The sequence below is a fragment of the Salipiger pentaromativorans genome (genome assembly GCF_024721115.1).
In the GTDB taxonomy this organism is placed as follows: Bacteria; Pseudomonadota; Alphaproteobacteria; order Rhodobacterales; family Rhodobacteraceae; genus Salipiger; species Salipiger pentaromativorans.
Genome location: NZ_JAMDHK010000001.1, coordinates 590,692 through 606,523 on the forward strand (window position 1 = coordinate 590,692; position 15,832 = coordinate 606,523).

Annotated in this window: 10 protein-coding genes and 1 other RNA gene; 5 read left to right on the forward strand and 6 right to left on the reverse strand. The window is 69.3% G+C overall.

The genetic code is table 11. From position 1 onward, the window contains the following. Positions 1–30 precede the first annotated feature (30 nt). Both M4578_RS02815 and nudC read right to left on the reverse strand, forming a co-directional pair. Positions 31–501 carry an SRPBCC family protein gene (locus tag M4578_RS02815; RefSeq protein WP_258091910.1) on the reverse strand — a complete coding sequence of 157 codons (471 nt, stop codon included), beginning with the start codon at positions 499–501 and terminating at the stop codon, positions 31–33. A gap of 50 nt (positions 502–551) precedes the next feature. After that, positions 552–1,505: an NAD(+) diphosphatase gene (gene nudC / locus M4578_RS02820; protein ID WP_258091911.1), complete on the reverse strand. Its 954-nt coding sequence runs from the start codon at positions 1,503–1,505 to the stop codon at positions 552–554. 195 nt (positions 1,506–1,700) lie between these two features. Here nudC and M4578_RS02825 point away from each other — a divergent pair, with 195 nt between their 5' ends. Both M4578_RS02825 and ffs read left to right on the forward strand, forming a co-directional pair. Then, positions 1,701–3,677 carry a bifunctional 2',3'-cyclic-nucleotide 2'-phosphodiesterase/3'-nucleotidase gene (locus M4578_RS02825; RefSeq protein ID WP_258091912.1) on the forward strand — a complete coding sequence of 659 codons (1,977 nt, stop codon included), beginning with the start codon at positions 1,701–1,703 and terminating at the stop codon, positions 3,675–3,677. 57 nt (positions 3,678–3,734) lie between these two features. Continuing rightward, an RNA gene (gene ffs / locus M4578_RS02830) (signal recognition particle sRNA small type) lies at positions 3,735–3,831 on the forward strand. A 145-nt stretch (positions 3,832–3,976) separates the two neighbouring features. On the opposite strand, the gene M4578_RS02835 is transcribed toward ffs, so the two are convergent. The 3 genes from M4578_RS02835 to M4578_RS02845 form a co-directional block, all read right to left on the reverse strand. Next, entirely contained in the window at positions 3,977–4,486 is a 510-nt protein-coding gene (locus M4578_RS02835; RefSeq protein WP_258091913.1) for a protein-tyrosine phosphatase family protein, read from the reverse strand. A 2-nt stretch (positions 4,487–4,488) separates the two neighbouring features. Next, the gene (gene ypfJ / locus M4578_RS02840; protein WP_258091914.1) at positions 4,489–5,325 is read right to left on the reverse strand and encodes a KPN_02809 family neutral zinc metallopeptidase; all 837 of its coding nucleotides are present in this window, start codon (positions 5,323–5,325) and stop codon (positions 4,489–4,491) included. 88 nt (positions 5,326–5,413) lie between these two features. Continuing rightward, a complete protein-coding gene (locus M4578_RS02845) occupies positions 5,414–6,946 on the reverse strand; it encodes an ankyrin repeat domain-containing protein (RefSeq protein WP_258091915.1) in 1,533 nt (510 codons plus the stop codon). 243 nt (positions 6,947–7,189) lie between these two features. Here M4578_RS02845 and M4578_RS02850 point away from each other — a divergent pair, with 243 nt between their 5' ends. After that, a complete protein-coding gene (locus M4578_RS02850) occupies positions 7,190–8,950 on the forward strand; it encodes a DNA polymerase III subunit gamma/tau (RefSeq protein ID WP_420854791.1) in 1,761 nt (586 codons plus the stop codon). A 3-nt stretch (positions 8,951–8,953) separates the two neighbouring features. Here the strand turns inward: M4578_RS02850 and M4578_RS02855 are convergent, their stop codons facing one another. Beyond that, entirely contained in the window at positions 8,954–9,871 is a 918-nt protein-coding gene (locus M4578_RS02855) for an NAD-dependent epimerase/dehydratase family protein (protein WP_258091916.1), read from the reverse strand. Positions 9,872–10,145: 274 nt separating this feature from the next. Here M4578_RS02855 and M4578_RS02860 point away from each other — a divergent pair, with 274 nt between their 5' ends. Then, on the forward strand, positions 10,146–11,948 hold the full coding sequence (locus M4578_RS02860) for an autotransporter assembly complex protein TamA (protein ID WP_258091917.1): 1,803 nt from the start codon (positions 10,146–10,148) through the stop codon (positions 11,946–11,948). Then, positions 11,945–15,709 (forward strand): translocation/assembly module TamB domain-containing protein, encoded by a 3,765-nt coding sequence (locus tag M4578_RS02865; RefSeq protein ID WP_258091918.1) that lies wholly within the window; start codon positions 11,945–11,947, stop codon positions 15,707–15,709. Before M4578_RS02860 ends, M4578_RS02865 begins: the two co-directional genes overlap by 4 nt. Positions 15,710–15,832 lie beyond the last annotated feature (123 nt).

Below are 15,832 nucleotides of genomic sequence, written 5' to 3' on the forward strand. Positions count from 1 at the left end.
TCCGGGCGCGGCGCGGTGCCGCCGCCCGCGTCAGCCCTCGCGTTTCAGCCGGTCTTCCAGATCCTTGGCATATTCCGCCATCTTCACCCGAAAGCGCTTTTCCATATTGCCCTTGGCGAGTTTCATCGACTGCACCGCCAACCGCGCCGACAGCGTCTTGGGCAAAAGCTCGATCCGCATCCCCACCCGCGTCCGCGCGCGCGACAGCGCCACGAAGTCGATCCGCGTCATCGCCTCGATTCCGCCCGACACCGTGTGATAGCAGATCGTGTTCGGCGCGTCGTATTCCGACAGCGCGATCTCGGCCTTGCGCCCCTTGCCGCGAAACCGGAACCCCGCGCTCCAGCTCAAGCCCTCGGAAGGTGTCGCGGGATCGCCCGAGACACGGCGCACGTCGATGCCCCGCCGCATCACCTGCCGCTCGAGATGTTCGAAATCCGTGACCTCGGCGAACACCCTGTCAAGCGGCGCCTCGATATCTTCCTTGGTCGAAAACTCCATCTGCCCGCGGCTCCATCATTCTAGATGTTGTGGTTGCGCGCAGTGTCGCTTCAATCCAGCCGGTCCGCAAGCCAGTTGCGCAGCAGAAAATGCGCGATCGACCCTTTTCGCGCCGGCATCAGCCCGGGATTGCCGCCGCCGAAGGCATCGGCCAGCTCTTCCCGCGACACCCAGCGCGCCGCCTCGATTTCGACCGGGTCGATCTCGATCTCGGCGCTTTCGGCGATCCCCTGGCAGCCGATCATCAGCGAGGCGGGAAACGGCCAGGGCTGGCTTGCCAGATAGCGAACCGCCCCGATCTTCACGCCGGCTTCCTCCTGCACCTCACGGCGCACCGCCGCCTCCAGCGTCTCGCCGGGTTCGACAAACCCGGCAAGGCAGGAATACATCCCCTCGGGCCAGCCATGCGACCGGCCCAGAAGGCAGGCATTGCCACGGGTCACCAGCATGATCACCACCGGATCGGTGCGCGGGAAGTGATGCGCCCCGCAGGCCGGGCAGACCCGCTGCCAGCCCGCCAGAAAGACATCGCTGGCCGCGCCGCAGCGGGCGCAGAACCCGTGCGTGGCGTGCCAGTTGAACAGCGCCCGCGCGGTGGCGGCCAGCTCGGCATCGCGCGGCGACAGCCGGTTCAGCAGCGTGCGCAGCTCGACAAAGCGCTGCTCCGGGGCGCAGGCCGGGTGCTGCTGCTCGCTGCCATCGAGGAACCCGCCCTCGATCGACGCGGCCCCCTCGGGCTCCCAGCCGGAGAGATCGTGGGCGAAAACCGCCCCGCCCTCTTCGCGGCCCAGAAACAGCGGCGCGCCACGCGCATCGGTCAACACCGGGTGATCGAGCGGCAGGCGGCAGAGCCCTTCCTCGACCAGCACCTTGCCCCGCCACAGCACAACCGTGCGGCTGCTTTCCTGCTGCATGAGCGCCGCCAGCGCCGGAATATCGCCGCGCAGCTCCGCCGCGCGGTCCAGCCCCGATCCGCCAAAGGTCACCTCTTCCGCATGTCGCATCGCACGCACTCCCTCAGACCTGCCCCTCCTGCCATGCCACGCCCCCGGCAGCGTGGCAATTCGGTTTCAGATCAAACCTTCCCGCAACGGAAACTCTCCCCAAGGTTGAATTGACGCAAATAATCCTCCCATCTGTCGCCTGACTGTTGGGAAACTGGCGTATCCGCGAATCAAGATCCAGCGAAGGAATGCCCCATGACCCGATCCCGACCGTCCGAACTCACCCGCCGTTCGTTCCTGGCGGGCACAGCAGCAGGCTCTGCCGTGATCGCTCTGCACCCCTATTCGGCCCATGCCGCCTCCAACCAGGCCCATCTGCGGATCATGGAGACGACGGACCTGCATGTGCATGTCTATCCCTACGATTACTATTCCGACAAACCCGTGGACACCGTGGGCCTGTCGCGTACCGCCTCGATCATCAAGGGCATCCGCGCCGAGGCGACGAATTCGATGCTGCTCGACAACGGCGATTTCCTGCAGGGCAATCCGATGGGCGATTACATCGCCTACGAGCGCGGCATGAAGGACGGCGACACCCACCCGGTCATCGACGCGATGAATACCGTGGGATTCGATGCCGGCACCATCGGCAACCATGAATTCAACTACGGGCTGGAATTCCTGCGGAAATCCACCGCGGGCGCGGCCTTCCCCATCGTGCTGGCCAATATCGCCACCGAGGCGGGCGGCGATCCGCGCGCCGACAAGACGCTGTTCAAACCCTATGTGATCCTCGACCGCACGCTGACCGACGGCGCCGGCAACAGCCATCCGATCCGCATCGGCGTGATCGGCTTCACCCCGCCGCAGGTGATGAACTGGGACCGCAAGCATCTCGAAGGCAACGTTCAGGCGCGCGACATCGTCGAGACCGCCCGCGCCTGGGTGCCGCAGATCGTCGAGGACGGCGCCGACATCGTCATCGCGCTCAGCCACTCGGGCATCGGCTCGGCGGATCACTCCGACGGGATGGAAAACGCCAGCGTGCCGCTCGCCGGGATCGAGGGCATTGACGCGGTGATGACCGGGCACAGCCATCTGGTCTTCCCCTCGCCCACCTACGCCGATTATGCGGGCGTCGATGTCGGCGCCGGCACGATCCACGGCAAACCCGCGGTGATGGGCGGGTTCTGGGGCTCGCATATGGGGCTCATCGACCTGTTGCTGGAACGCGACGGCAACGGCTGGCGCGTGGTCTCGACCACCTCGGAGGCGCGCCCGATCTCGAAGCGCAACGAGGACCGCTCGGTCACCGCGCTGGTGGAAGACGACGCCGCCGTGCTTGCAGCTGTGAAGCAGCAGCATGAAGAGACTCTGGCCTATGTGCGCCGTGCCGTGGGCAAGACCTCGGCACCGCTCTATTCCTATTTCGCGCTGGTGGCGGACGACCCCTCGGTGCAGATCGTCTCGCAGGCGCAGGAATGGTATATCGGCCAGATGATGATGGGCACCGCATACGAGGGGCTGCCGATCCTCTCGGCGGCGGCGCCCTTCAAGGCCGGCGGCCGCGGCGGACCCGAGTATTACACCGACGTGCCCGCCGGCGATGTGGCGATCAAGAACGTGGCCGATCTCTATCTTTATCCCAACACCGTGCGCGCGGTGAAGGTGACCGGCGCGCAGCTCCGCGACTGGCTGGAGCGCTCGGCGGGCATGTTCAACCAGATCGCGCCGGGCGCACAGGACGCGGTGCTGCTGAACCCCGATTTCCCGAGCTACAATTTCGACGTGATCGACGGGGTGACCTATCGGATCGACCTGTCGGAACCGTCGAAATTCACCTCAAAGGGCGAGCTGGCGGCACCGGAGGCGCAGCGGATCAAGGATCTGAGCTACAATGGCGCTCCGGTGACGGACGACATGGCGTTCATCGTCGCGACGAACAATTACCGCGCCTCGGGCGGCGGCAATTTCCCGGGTACCGGCGACACGATCGTCTTCGAGGGGCCGGACACCAACCGCGACGTGATCGTGCGCTATATCGTCGAACAGGGCACGATCAATCCCAGCGCCGACGGCAACTGGACCTTTGCCCCGATGCCCGGCACCACCGTCCTGTTCGAGACGGGGCCCGCCGCGCGCGGCTATCTCGACGCGCTGACCGGGCTTGCGATCGAGGACGCGGGCGACACCGCCGAGGGCTTTGCGCTGTTCCGGATCGCGCTCTGATACGGCATGCGGGCACCGGGGTTGCGAATCCCCGGTGCCCGTCTTACATGAGCGGTCGAGAGGTTGGCGCGGGCAGGCGCCTCGCCAACCCGGTCAGGTCCGGAAGGAAGCAGCCGTAACGAGCCCCGCTTGGGTCGTTGTCCAGCCTCTCACTGACCGCCCGCGGCCCAAGGCCGCACGGCCCCCCGGCTTCCCCTCTTTCCGTCACATGAGCTGCAAAACGGGCCGCCTCGCGCCCAAGATTTTTCATCCGAAAAATCTTGGGCCCTAAAAAATTCGAACGAATTTTTTAGGGCGCCTCACTCCTCGTGCCGCAGGAAAACCGCGGCCTCGCGCCGGGCCGCCATCGCCCAGGCCATCTGTCCCTGGGTTTCCACCGCGCAGGGGCGCACCGACCGCAGCCGCGCCAGCGCCTCGTCCGGCGCCTCGCCGGATTCGATCATCAGCCTTAGCGCGATCATGCCAGACCGACCGCAGCCGCCCCGGCAATGCACCAGCACCCGCCCGCCCCCGAGCAGCGCCCGCCGCGCAAAACCGCTGACCTCCGGCCAGCGGCCCTGCACCTCCGCCCCCGGTGCGCCGAAATCGAGGATCGGCAGATGCTCCCAGCGGCCGCCATGCTCGAGCACATGCCGACCGATCCCGCCGGCCCCCGCGCCCGCCAGCTCGACATCGGTCACCAGCGAGATCACCAGCGCCGGGCGCCATTCGGTGATATGCGCCATATCCGCCGCAAAATCGCCCTCGCGCCCCGGCAGCGGCGCAAGGGCGAGAATGCCGCCCGCGACGGGAAGGGCATGGATGATCATGATCAGAGCTGCCGCGCCGAGAACGTGTCGCAGACCCCGACCTCGCCGCTCTCGTAACCGCGCGCGAACCAGCTCTCGCGCTGTTCCGAGGTGCCATGCCTGAAAGTGTGAGGCTGCGGCACCCGGCCGGCCCGGCGCTGCAGATGATCGTCCCCGATCATCCGCGCCGCAGTCAGCGCCTCGTCGAGATCGCCCGGCTCCAGAAGCCCGTCCACATGGGTCGCCCAGACCCCGGCCAGACAGTCGGCCTGCAGCTCGAGCCGCACCGTCAGCGCATTGCCCTGCGCCTCGCCGGCAGCCTGACGCGCCTCGTTCACCTGCCCCAGAATGCCCAGCTCGTTCTGCACGTGATGGGCCACCTCATGCGCGATCACATAGGCGGCGGCAAAATCCCCCTTGGCCCCGAGCTGCTGCGACAAGGTCGCAAAGAATTCGGTGTCCAGATAGGCCTTGCGGTCGGCCGGGCAGTAGAACGGCCCGGTGGCGCCGCTGGCGCCGCCGCAGGGCGACTCGGTCTGCCCCGAGAACAGCACCAGCACCGGCGCGGCATAGCTCCGGCCGAGCTGCTCGGGGAAAAGCTGCCCCCAGACCTCCTCGGTGGTCGCCAGCACCTGGGCCGAGAACTCCGCCGCACGCTGCTCTTCCGCCGACAGCGCGCGCGGATCGCCCTGCTGCTGCGCCGGCATGCTTTCGAGCAGCGGGGTCACATCGACCCCGGCGAAATAGCCGATGGCCAGCACGATCAGCAGCCCCACACCGCCAAGCGACGCCTTGCCGCCACCGCCGGAGCGGCGGCGGTCTTCGATATTGCTGCTGCGGCGGATGCCCTTGAGGCGCATGACTCGTAATCCCCTGCTACTGGCTTGCGGCGATGATAGTCACATCGCCGTGAGCCGTGAAGGGGAATGACCCCGCCGCAGCGCCGCGTCAGACCACCTGCGCCGGATGCGCCTCGGCCCAGTCCTCGAGAAACGCCGCCACATCCTCGCGCCCGGCGCTGCGGATCGCCCGACGCGGCAGCGCAACGCCCGCCCGCAGCGCCAGTTCCAGGCAGGCGACATGGTCACGCCGGGCGCGGTCGGGCGCGTTTTCCGACCCGTGCAGGATGGTCGATAACAGCGTCCCGCCATAGGCGTTGATATGGCCGAGATCCGGGCCCAGGCTCAGGAAATAGCCCATCACCTCGGGCACCCCGTTCCATCCGGCCACCTGCACCGGAGACGCGCCGTCCTGCGACCCCGGCGCGTCGAAGGGCATCCCCAGCGCCACCAGCGCCCGCATATGCGGCAGGCGTTCGGGCCGGTGGGCGATCTCGTGCAGCAGGCCCCGGCAGGCGGGCGGCACCGCTCCCGGATCGAGCGCATCGCCCGGTTGCAGCGCCCCGTCGGCGGCCCGGGCCAGCAGCGCCTCCTCCGGCGTCAACGCGACGGCGCAGCCGCGCGCCGCCAGCGCCTCGGCCAGCGCGACACTGCCGCAGGCGCGGGCATAGGCGTAGGGGGCCATGCCCTGCCAGGGGCGCCGCGGATCGGCCCCCGCATCCAGCAGCAGCTCGGCCATGCGCCGGTCGCAGCCGCGCCGCGCCGCCTGGAACAGCGCCGGGATCACCCAGGGCGCCTCGCCGCCGACCTCATCGGGATCGAAATCGTCGGCCCGCGCGCCATGCGCCACGAGCATCTCCACCGCCGCGTGATCGTTGAAATCCAGCGCCCGCAGCAGCGCGTTGGTGCCCGCCGGGTTCGCGCCATGCTCGAGCAGCATCCGCAGCCCCTCATGATGGCTCAGTTCAGTGGCATGATACAGCGATTCCCCGTCATCCGGATCGGCCCCCTGCGCCAGCAACCAGCGCGCCAGAACCATGTTGTCGGCATGTCCGATGGCGCCGTAAAGCGCCGAAAGCAGATGCGGATCGCCCTCCCGATAGGGATAGCCGTCATTCACATCGGCCCCATGCGCCAGCAGCAGCTCGGCCACCGCCAGCATATCGGCCTCGAGCTCGGGGCGGACATGGATCCAGCGCGAAAAGGCCAGATGCAGGATCGGGCTGCGCGGGCCGAAGCGGGTCACCGCCAGCGCGGGCTCTTCGGCCAGCGCCGCCGCCACCGCCTCGCGCCGGTAAAGCGCACATTGCAGGCCGAAGAGCCCGTCGGCAAGGTCGGGCGTCTCGTCCAGAAGCCGCTCGGCCACGCGCATCTGGCCATGGAACAGCGCCACTTTCAGCCGCTGCACCCGCGCGGCCCGGTCGAGCCCCTGGGTCTCGGCGGCCAGCTTGAGGCGCGGCCAGCTTTCAAAACCGTTCTCGCGCGCCACAACTTGCAGGAAATCGGCGCGTTTCAGGCCGGAAAGCACCGCGCGCGGCGGGTGCGCGCGCAGGCGCTCCAACGCCCAGGGCGCGCCGGATTCGAAGCCGCGTTGCAGGCGTTTTGCGTCGAAACGCAGGGACTCGAGGGAAAATTCGGACATGGTCGGTTACCTCCGTGACCGCCCGATGGTCCGCTAAGCCGGGCGAAGGAAACCGAATTTTCGTCGAAAATCCGAACGGCAGGTGCGGGCGCTTTCCGCGGACCGGGCGGCCCCCTGCCGGCGGGCCTGGGTGCAGGATAGGTTAAAGCGCGCCCGGCGCAAACCGCTTTTCCGCGCCAGCCGGTTTACCTTGGCCCGCGCCGCGCATACCTTGGCCGCAACCCCGCAGCGCAAAAGGCCACCATGTCCGACCAGAGCCCGAAATATCAGGTCCTCGCCCGCAAGTACCGCCCCGAGACCTTTGCCGATCTCGTCGGTCAGGACGCCATGGTGCGCACGCTGAAAAACGCCTTCAAGGCCGGGCGCATCGCGCAGGCCTTTATCATGACCGGCATTCGCGGCACCGGGAAGACCACCACCGCGCGGATCATCGCCAAGGGCATGAACTGCATCGGCCCCGACGGCAATGGCGGCCCCACCACCGAGCCCTGCGGCCAGTGCGAGCATTGCACCGCGATCATGGAAGGCCGCCATGTCGATGTGATGGAGATGGACGCGGCCTCGAACACCGGGGTCAACGACATCCGCGAGATCATCGACTCGGTGCATTACCGGGCGGCCTCGGCGCGCTACAAGATCTACATCATCGACGAGGTGCACATGCTCTCGACCAGCGCGTTCAACGCGCTGCTCAAGACGCTGGAAGAGCCGCCCGCACATGTGAAATTCATCTTCGCCACGACCGAGATCCGCAAGGTGCCGGTGACCGTGCTGAGCCGCTGCCAGCGCTTCGACCTGCGCCGGATCGAGCCCGAGGTGATGATCGCGCTTCTGCGCAAGATCGCCACCTCCGAAGAGGCCGAGATCAGCGACGACGCGCTGGCGCTCATCACCCGCGCCGCCGAAGGCTCGGCCCGCGACGCGACCTCGCTGCTGGATCAGGCAATCTCGCATGGCGCCGGTGAGACCACCGCCGAGCAGGTGCGCGCCATGCTGGGGCTCGCGGACCGGGGCCGGGTGATGGATCTTTTCGAGAAGATCATGCATGGCGACGCGCCCGGCGCGCTGACCGAGCTTTCGGAGCAATATGCCGACGGTGCCGACCCGCTGGCGGTGCTGCGCGATCTGGCAGAGCTGACGCACTGGACCTCGGTGGTCAAGATCACGCCGGAAGCGGCCGAAGACCCGACCATTTCGCCCGACGAGCGCGCGCGCGGCCAGGCGCTGGCGGCCAATCTCGGCATGCGGGCGCTGACCCGCATGTGGCAGATGCTGCTCAAGGCGCTGGACGAGGTGGCGCAGGCGCCCAACGCGATGATGGCCGCCGAGATGGCGGTGATCCGCCTCACCCATGTGGCCGAGCTGCCCTCGCCCGAGGAGCTGCTGCGCAAGTTGCAGGACACCCCGCCTCCGCCCAACCCGGGCCCGGGCGGAGGCGGCGGCTATGCCCGTGGGCCCTCGGGCGGCGCCCATGCGATGGGCGGCCCGGCGCCGACCCACGCGGCGCCCTCCGGCCCGGTCGCGCATCAGGGCAATGCCGTCCGCGCGCTGGCCCCCGAGGCGGCGCTGGCGCGCTATCCCAGCTTCGACCATGTGATCGAGCTGATCCGCGCCAATCGCGACGGGCTGTTGCTGGCGCAGGTGGAACGCCATGTCCGGCTGGCGGCCTATCAGCCCGGCCGCATCGAATTCACCCCGGCCGAAAACGCGCCGGCGGATCTGGCGCAGAAGCTCGGCTCTGCGCTGCAACGCTGGACCGGCAACCGCTGGGCGGTCATCCTGGTCAACGACTGCGACGCGCCGACGGTCTATGAAAAGGAACATGCCGCCGAGCTGGCGCTGAAGGCCGAGGCGCGCGAACACCCGCTGGTGCAGGCCGCGCTGGCCGTCTTTCCCGATGCCGAGATCCTCCAGGTGCACACCCCCGAAGAGGCCGCGCAGGAAGCGACCGCCGAGGCGCTGCCCGAGGTCGAGGACGAATGGGACCCGTTCGAGGAAGACTGAGCCTCAGCCCAGCGCCGCCACGGTGCGGCGCAGCCCCTCGTCGATCCCCACGGTCGGCGCCCAGCCCAGCAGCGCCTTTGCGCGGTCGATCCCCAGCACGCTCGATTTGACCTCGCTCGCCAGCGGTTCGCGTTGCAACGTCAGGGGACGGCCCGTCACCTCCTGCACCAGCGCCACAAGCCGCGCCAGCGAGGTGCCCTGCCCCGTACCGATGTTCAGCGTGGTGATCCGGTCGGGCAGCGGCAGCGTGCAGACCCGCTCCACCGCGCGGCAGAAATCGGAGACATGGATATAGTCGCGCAGGCTCTCGCCGGTGCCGAAGAGCTTGAAGGGTGCGCCCGTCTCCAGCGCGTCCAGAAGGATGTTGACCACCCCATAGCGCGGCCCGGCCAGCGGCGAGCCATAGGCATTGGCCAGCCGCAGGATCGTCAGCCGGAACCCGTGCCGGTTGGCGAGCCACACAAGCCCCTGCTCGACCGCCATCTTTTGCAGCGCGTAGAAGGATTTCGGCTGCATCGGCGCCGCTTCCGGGATCGGCAGATCGTCGCTGTCGCCATAGACCCCGGCGGAGGAGACATAGACCAGATGGCCCGCCCAGCCGCGCGCCGCAAGCGCCTCGGCAAAGGCGATCTGCGGTTCGATCTCGCGGCGGCTGAGGTCGGCGAAATCGTCGAAGGGCACGCGCGGGCTGGCGAGCCCCGCGCAATGCACGATGGTGGCCGTCCGGTCGCCCGCCTTCAGCCAGTCTGGGCACAGCACCTCCGGCGTCACGATCTGCGCCAGCGCCTGCCGCCCCCCCGGCAGCCCCCGCCGCGCAACGCCGGTGACGATCCTCTTGCCACCGGCAATTGCGGTCAGATGGTCCAGAATCTCGCAGCCGAGAACCCCCGAGCTGCCGGTGACGTAAATTTCCGCGCTCATCCTGCCCGTTCCCCCGTCCGGTTTTCCGGGCCCGCCGCGCGCGCCGCGATTCTGCCCGGCCCGTGCAAAGCCATCGCTTCGGGATAAGACCCCGAGACGCCCCCGGCAAGCCACGGTGCCCAGACACCGCCCTCAGGGCCGACCTCCGCAAAACTCTGCCAAACTCCACAAGATGTGCTTTTGTTTTCTGGTGCCAGTGCTACCTCTGCCCTAGAGTGGTCTGGCGTGAGCCAGGCCGCGCGCTGTTGCCAACGCCCCAGAAAGGACCGCCTCCGTGACCCTTCGGCGCTTTTCGACCGTTTTCGGCCTTGCGCTGGGCCTCGCCGCTTCCCCTGTCGTCGCGTTCGAGGCGCTGAATTTCTCCACCCCCGGCATGGACGAGGATCTGCGCACGCAGCTCAAGAACAACTCGGCCCTGACCGCCGCTCAGGCCGAAGGCCGGGTCTCGGGGCAGGATGCGGTGGCCGCGGCCCTGTCGGATTACGGTGTGCTGCTCGAGACGCTCTATGCCAACGGCTATTACGGCGGCACGGTCAGCATCCAGCTCGACGGGCACGAGGCCGCCGACATCCCGCTGCTCTCGACCCCCGAGACGGTGCGCTCGGTCACCGTGACGGTCACCAGCGGGCCGCGTTTCAAGTTCGGAACCGCCCGGCTTGCCCCGCTGGCGCCGGGCACGGTGCTGCCCGAGGGCTTTGCCCCCGGCGCCACCGCGCTTGCGCCGCTGGTGGGCGAGGCCGCCTCGACCGCCATCGACGGCTGGCGTCAGATCGGCCACGCCAAGGCGGATCTCTCTTATCAGCAGGTCACAGCCAACCATGCCGCGCGCCGGCTGAACGTCGAGATGCGCATCGCGCCGGGGCCCGAGCTGCGGTTCGGCAAGCTCATCACCGTGAACGACAGCGCCGTGCGCGCCGCCGCGCAGCGCCGCATCGCCGGGCTGCCCACCGGCGAACGCTTCGATCCCGACGAGCTGGACGAGGTGACCCGCCGGCTCACCGCCACCGGCGCCTTTTCCAGCGTGACGCTGCGCGAAGCGGAAACGCCCAACCCCGACGGCACGCTCGACATCAAGCTGCGGGTCGCCGACGCCAAGCCCCGCCGCTTCGGGTTCGGCGCCGAGATTTCCTCGCTCGAGGGGCTGACGCTCAGCGCCTTCTGGCTGCACCGCAACTTCCGCGGCGGGGCCGAGCGCTTGCGCGTCGATGGCGAGATTTCCGACATCTCCGGCAACACCGGCGAAATCGACGCCAGCCTCACCGCGCGGCTGGAGATCCCCGCCGCGATCGCGCGGCTCGGCCCCGATACCGACGCCTTCTTCCAGGCCGCCCTGTCGAGCGAGAACGAACCGACCTACACCGCGAACAGCATCGAGCTGACCACCGGCCTCACCCGCCGGTTCAACGAGCAGCTCACCGGAGAGATCGGGATCGGCTATCGCTATTCCGAAACCGACGACGATCTCGGCTATCGCTCCTTCTCGCTTTTCACCCTGCCGCTGTCGCTGACCTGGGACACCCGCGACAAGGATCTCGATCCGCGCTCGGGCTGGTATGTGGGCACCGAACTGACTCCGTTCCTGAACATCTCTGGCCCCGGCGACGGCGCGCGGTTCTACACCGATCTGCGCGGCTATTACGGGCTGGGCGCCGACAAGCGCACGGTGCTGGCCGGGCGGCTGCAACTCGGCTCGGTGCTGGGATCGGAGCTGACCGACACGCAGCCGGAATATCTGTTCTATTCGGGGGGCGCCGGCACAGTCCGGGGCCAGCCCTATCAGTCGCTGAACGTCGATCTCGGCGGCGGCGACGAAACCGGCGGGCGCAGTTTCCTCGGCCTCTCCGCCGAGATCCGGCAGGACATCGGCGAGAACTGGGGCCTTGTGGCCTTTGCCGACGCCGGGTTCATCGGCGCCGACAGCACCCCCGGACAAAGCGGCGACTGGCATTCCGGCGCCGGGCTCGGGGTCCGCTATCAGACCGGGATCGGCCCGCTGCGGCTCGACATCGCGGCGCCCACGAGCGGCGGCACCGGCTCGGGCGTCCAGCTTTATCTTGGCATAGGTCAGGCGTTTTGAAACGGTTCCTTCTTCTGCTCACGCTGCTCTTCGGCCTCTCCCTGCCCGCCCATGCGCAGGACGACGATGGCGGCACACGGCTTGAACGGCTGATCGAGGACGCAATTTCCTCGGACGGGATGGATGTGCAGATCCGCGGCTTTCGCGGCGCGCTGAGCGCGCAGGCGACGCTCGACCGGCTCACCATCTCGGATGGCAACGGCATCTGGCTGACGCTGGAAGACGCCGAGCTCGACTGGAGCCGGGCGGCGCTGCTGAGCGGCCGGGTCGAGGTGAACAAGCTCTCCGCCGCGCGTCTGGAGCTGACGCGGCTGCCCGGCGCGCAGACCGACACGCCCGCGCCCGAAGCCAGCGGCACCAGCTTTTCGCTGCCCGATCTGCCGGTCTCCATCGACATCGGGGAATTCGCCATCGCGCGGGTGGAGCTGGGCGCGGCGGTGATCGGCGAGGCGGTGGCGCTTGGCGTCGCCGGCGCGGCGCATCTTGCCGGCGGCGCGGGCACTGCCGAACTTTCGGTGCAGCGCGTCGATGGCCCCAACGATGCGCTGACCTTCACCGGCAGCTATGGCAACGAGACCCGCCGGCTGACGCTCGATCTGGCGCTGGACGAGGCGGCGGGCGGGCTGATCAGCACCAAGGCGGGGCTGCCCGGCACGCCCTCGCTGCGGCTCACGCTCAAGGGCGATGCGCCGGTGGACGATTTCACCGCAGATCTGACGCTGGCCACCGATGGCCAGGACCGGCTGGCCGGACAGATCACGCTGCAAGGCGCGGCCGAGGAAGGCCATCGCTTCGCCGCCGATCTGGCCGGCGATCTGCGGCCGCTGCTGCCGCCGGACCAGCGCGCCTTTCTCGGACCGCGCCAGTCGCTGCGCACGACCGGGATGCTGGAAGCCGGCGGCGCGCTGGCGCTCGACGCGCTGGACTTGCAGACCGCCGCCGTCTCGCTCAGCGGCGCGGCGCGGATCGGGGCCGACGGCTGGCCCGAACGGCTGGCGCTCGACGGGCGCATCGCCGCGCAGGACGGCGGCCCGGTGCGGATCGCCTTCACCCAGGACGTGACCCGGCTCGACGAGGCGACCCTGAGCCTCGCCTATGCCGCGGCCCAGGGCGACGGGTTCACGCTGGAGATGCTGGCGCAGGGCATCGACCGCCCCGAGATGGCGCTGCGCGAGGCGCGGATCTCCGGTCGGGGGACCATCACGCGCAACAGCGGCACCACCTTGCCCGGCCGCGTGCAGGGCGGGCTGACGCTGGACGTCGCCGGCCTGTCGCTGGCGGACCCTGCGCTGGCCCAGGCGGCGGGCGAGGCATTGCGCGGAACGCTGCAGTTCGACTGGCAGGAAGACGCCCCGCTGACGCTTTCACAGATCGACCTCAGCGGCGCCGGGATCGACATCGCGGGCGCGGTGACCTTTTCCGGGCTCACCCCGGGCGAGGATCCGGCCATTGCGCCCGATCTCACCGTGCAGACCCGCGATCTGGCCCGGTTCTCGGGGCTCGCCGGGCGGCCGCTGGACGGCGCGGCGGATCTGGCCCTGCGCGGGCGCGCCGAGCCGCTGTCGGGCCGCTTCGACCTGGCGCTCAGCGGCAGCGCCACCGATCTCTCCGCCGATATTGCGCAGCTCGACGGGCTGCTGGCCGGGCGGCTGAGCCTTGCCGCGGCGATGCAGCGCAGCGAGGCGGGCACCTTCCTGCGGCGTCTCAATCTGGACGGGCCCGGCATCGGGCTGACCGCCCATGCCGAACTGCGGACCGGCGCCAGCACCGGCAGCTTCGCGCTGACCCTGCCGCAGCTTTCGCGCATCCAGCCCGGGCTGGGCGGCGCCGCAACGCTCCAGGGCGACCTTCAGGAAAGCGCCTCGGACTATGCGCTCGATTTCACCGCCACCGGCCCCGGCGGCACCGAGGCCAGCGGCACGCTGACCGCGTCGAAGACCGCCGATGGCGGCATCGGCACGCTGAGCTTTGCCGGCAAGGCCGCCGCCACCGCGCTCTCGGCCTATGCGCCGCTGGCCGGGCGGCCGCTGCGCGGCGGTGCCAGCTTTGACGGCGCTGCCTCCTATACGCTGGCCGACGGGGCGCTGAGCGCCCGGGGCGATCTGCGCACCTCCGATCTCGCGCTGGGAATTCCGACGGCGGATTCGCTGCTGGGCGGCACCGGCACCGCCACCGTGTCGATGACCCGCGACGGCAGCGGCAAGATCACCGTCGAGCGGCTCGATCTCAGCACCACCGAACTGACCGCGACGCTCAGCGGCAGCATGGGGCAGACCGGCGACAGCGCCATGCGCTACGACATCGCGCTGCGCGATCTCGGGCGGATCGTCGAGCAGCTTCCCGGTCGCGCCACCGCCACAGGCACGCTGAGCGCCACCGGTACCGGCCCCTGGCAGGTCAACACCAGCCTCACCGCCCCGGGCGGGACCGAGGCGCAGGTCTCGGGCAGTCTTGCCCGCGCCTTCGACAGCGCCAATCTTGCCATTTCCGGCGCCGCGCCGCTGGCGCTGGTCAACCGGTTCGCGGAACCCAACCTGCTGTCGGGCCTCGCGCGGATGGATCTGCGGCTCGACGGGCCGCTGGCGCCCGCGTCGCTGTCCGGCACAATCCGGGTGAGCGGCGCCGAGGCGGTGCTGCCCGGACCGGCGCTGACGCTGACCGGGATCGACATCGACACCACGCTCGGCGGCGGTCAGGCCCGCCTGACCGTCGAGGGCGACCTGTCCACCGGCGGACGGCTGCAAACCCAGGGCACCGTCGGGCTCAACGCCCCCTATGCCGCCGATCTGCGGGTGCGGCTGCGCGATCTGGTGCTTCAGGACCGCCGGCTGTATCAGGCCCGCGCCGAGGGCAATATCACCGTGCAGGGGCCGCTGCTGACCGGCCCCCGCGTCGCTGGCTGGGTCGAGATCGCCGAGGCCGAGCTGCGCATTCCCGAAACCGGGCTGGGACCGGGCAGCCGCAGCTTCACCCTCACGCATATCGCCGAACCCGCCGCCGTGCACCAGACCCGCGCCCGCGCCGGGCTGCTCGACGCGGCGCAGAAAGCCGGCGGCCGGCCCTATACGCTGCCCCTTGATCTCGAGATCCGTGCCCCCTCGCGGCTCTTCGTGCGCGGCCGCGGGCTCGACGCCGAACTGGGCGGCACGCTGCGGCTGACCGGAACCTCGCAGAACGTGGTGCCGGTGGGCCGGTTCGATCTGATCCGCGGGCGGCTGGACATTCTCGGCCAGCGCCTGACGCTGGAAAAGGCCATCCTGCGGCTGACCGGCGATTTCGATCCGACGCTGGAGGTGGAGGCCACCTCGGAACGCGATGGCACGGTGATCAAGGTGGCGCTGGACGGTCAGGCCACCTCGCCCGAGGTGTCGTTTTCCTCCGACCCGGCGCGCCCCGAGGAAGAGGTCCTGGCGCTGCTGCTTTTCGGGCGCGACGTGACCGAACTTTCCGCGCTTCAGGCGCTGCGCATCGCGGCGGCGGTGAACACGCTGGCGGGCAAGGGTGGCGAGGGGATCGTCGGCAATCTGCGCCGGGGCTTCGGCCTCGACGATTTCGACGTCACCACCGACGACCAGGGCAATGCCGGGCTGCGGCTGGGCAAGTATATCAGCGACAACATCTATACCGATGTCGAGATCAACTCCGGCGGCGACACGGCGGTCAACCTGAACATCCAGATCAACCGCAACGTCAAGGCGCGCGGCCAGGTCTCGACCGACGGCAACACCGGTTTCGGGGTGTTCTTCGAAAAGGATTACTGACCGGACGCCCGGCGCGACCGCCGGGCGCTTTGCTCCGCCCCAGACGGCAATGACGGCAAAGCCCCTCGCCATGGCCCAGAACGCCCCGGCGGGCAGTCGGCCCAGGGCGGGCGCGAAAATTTC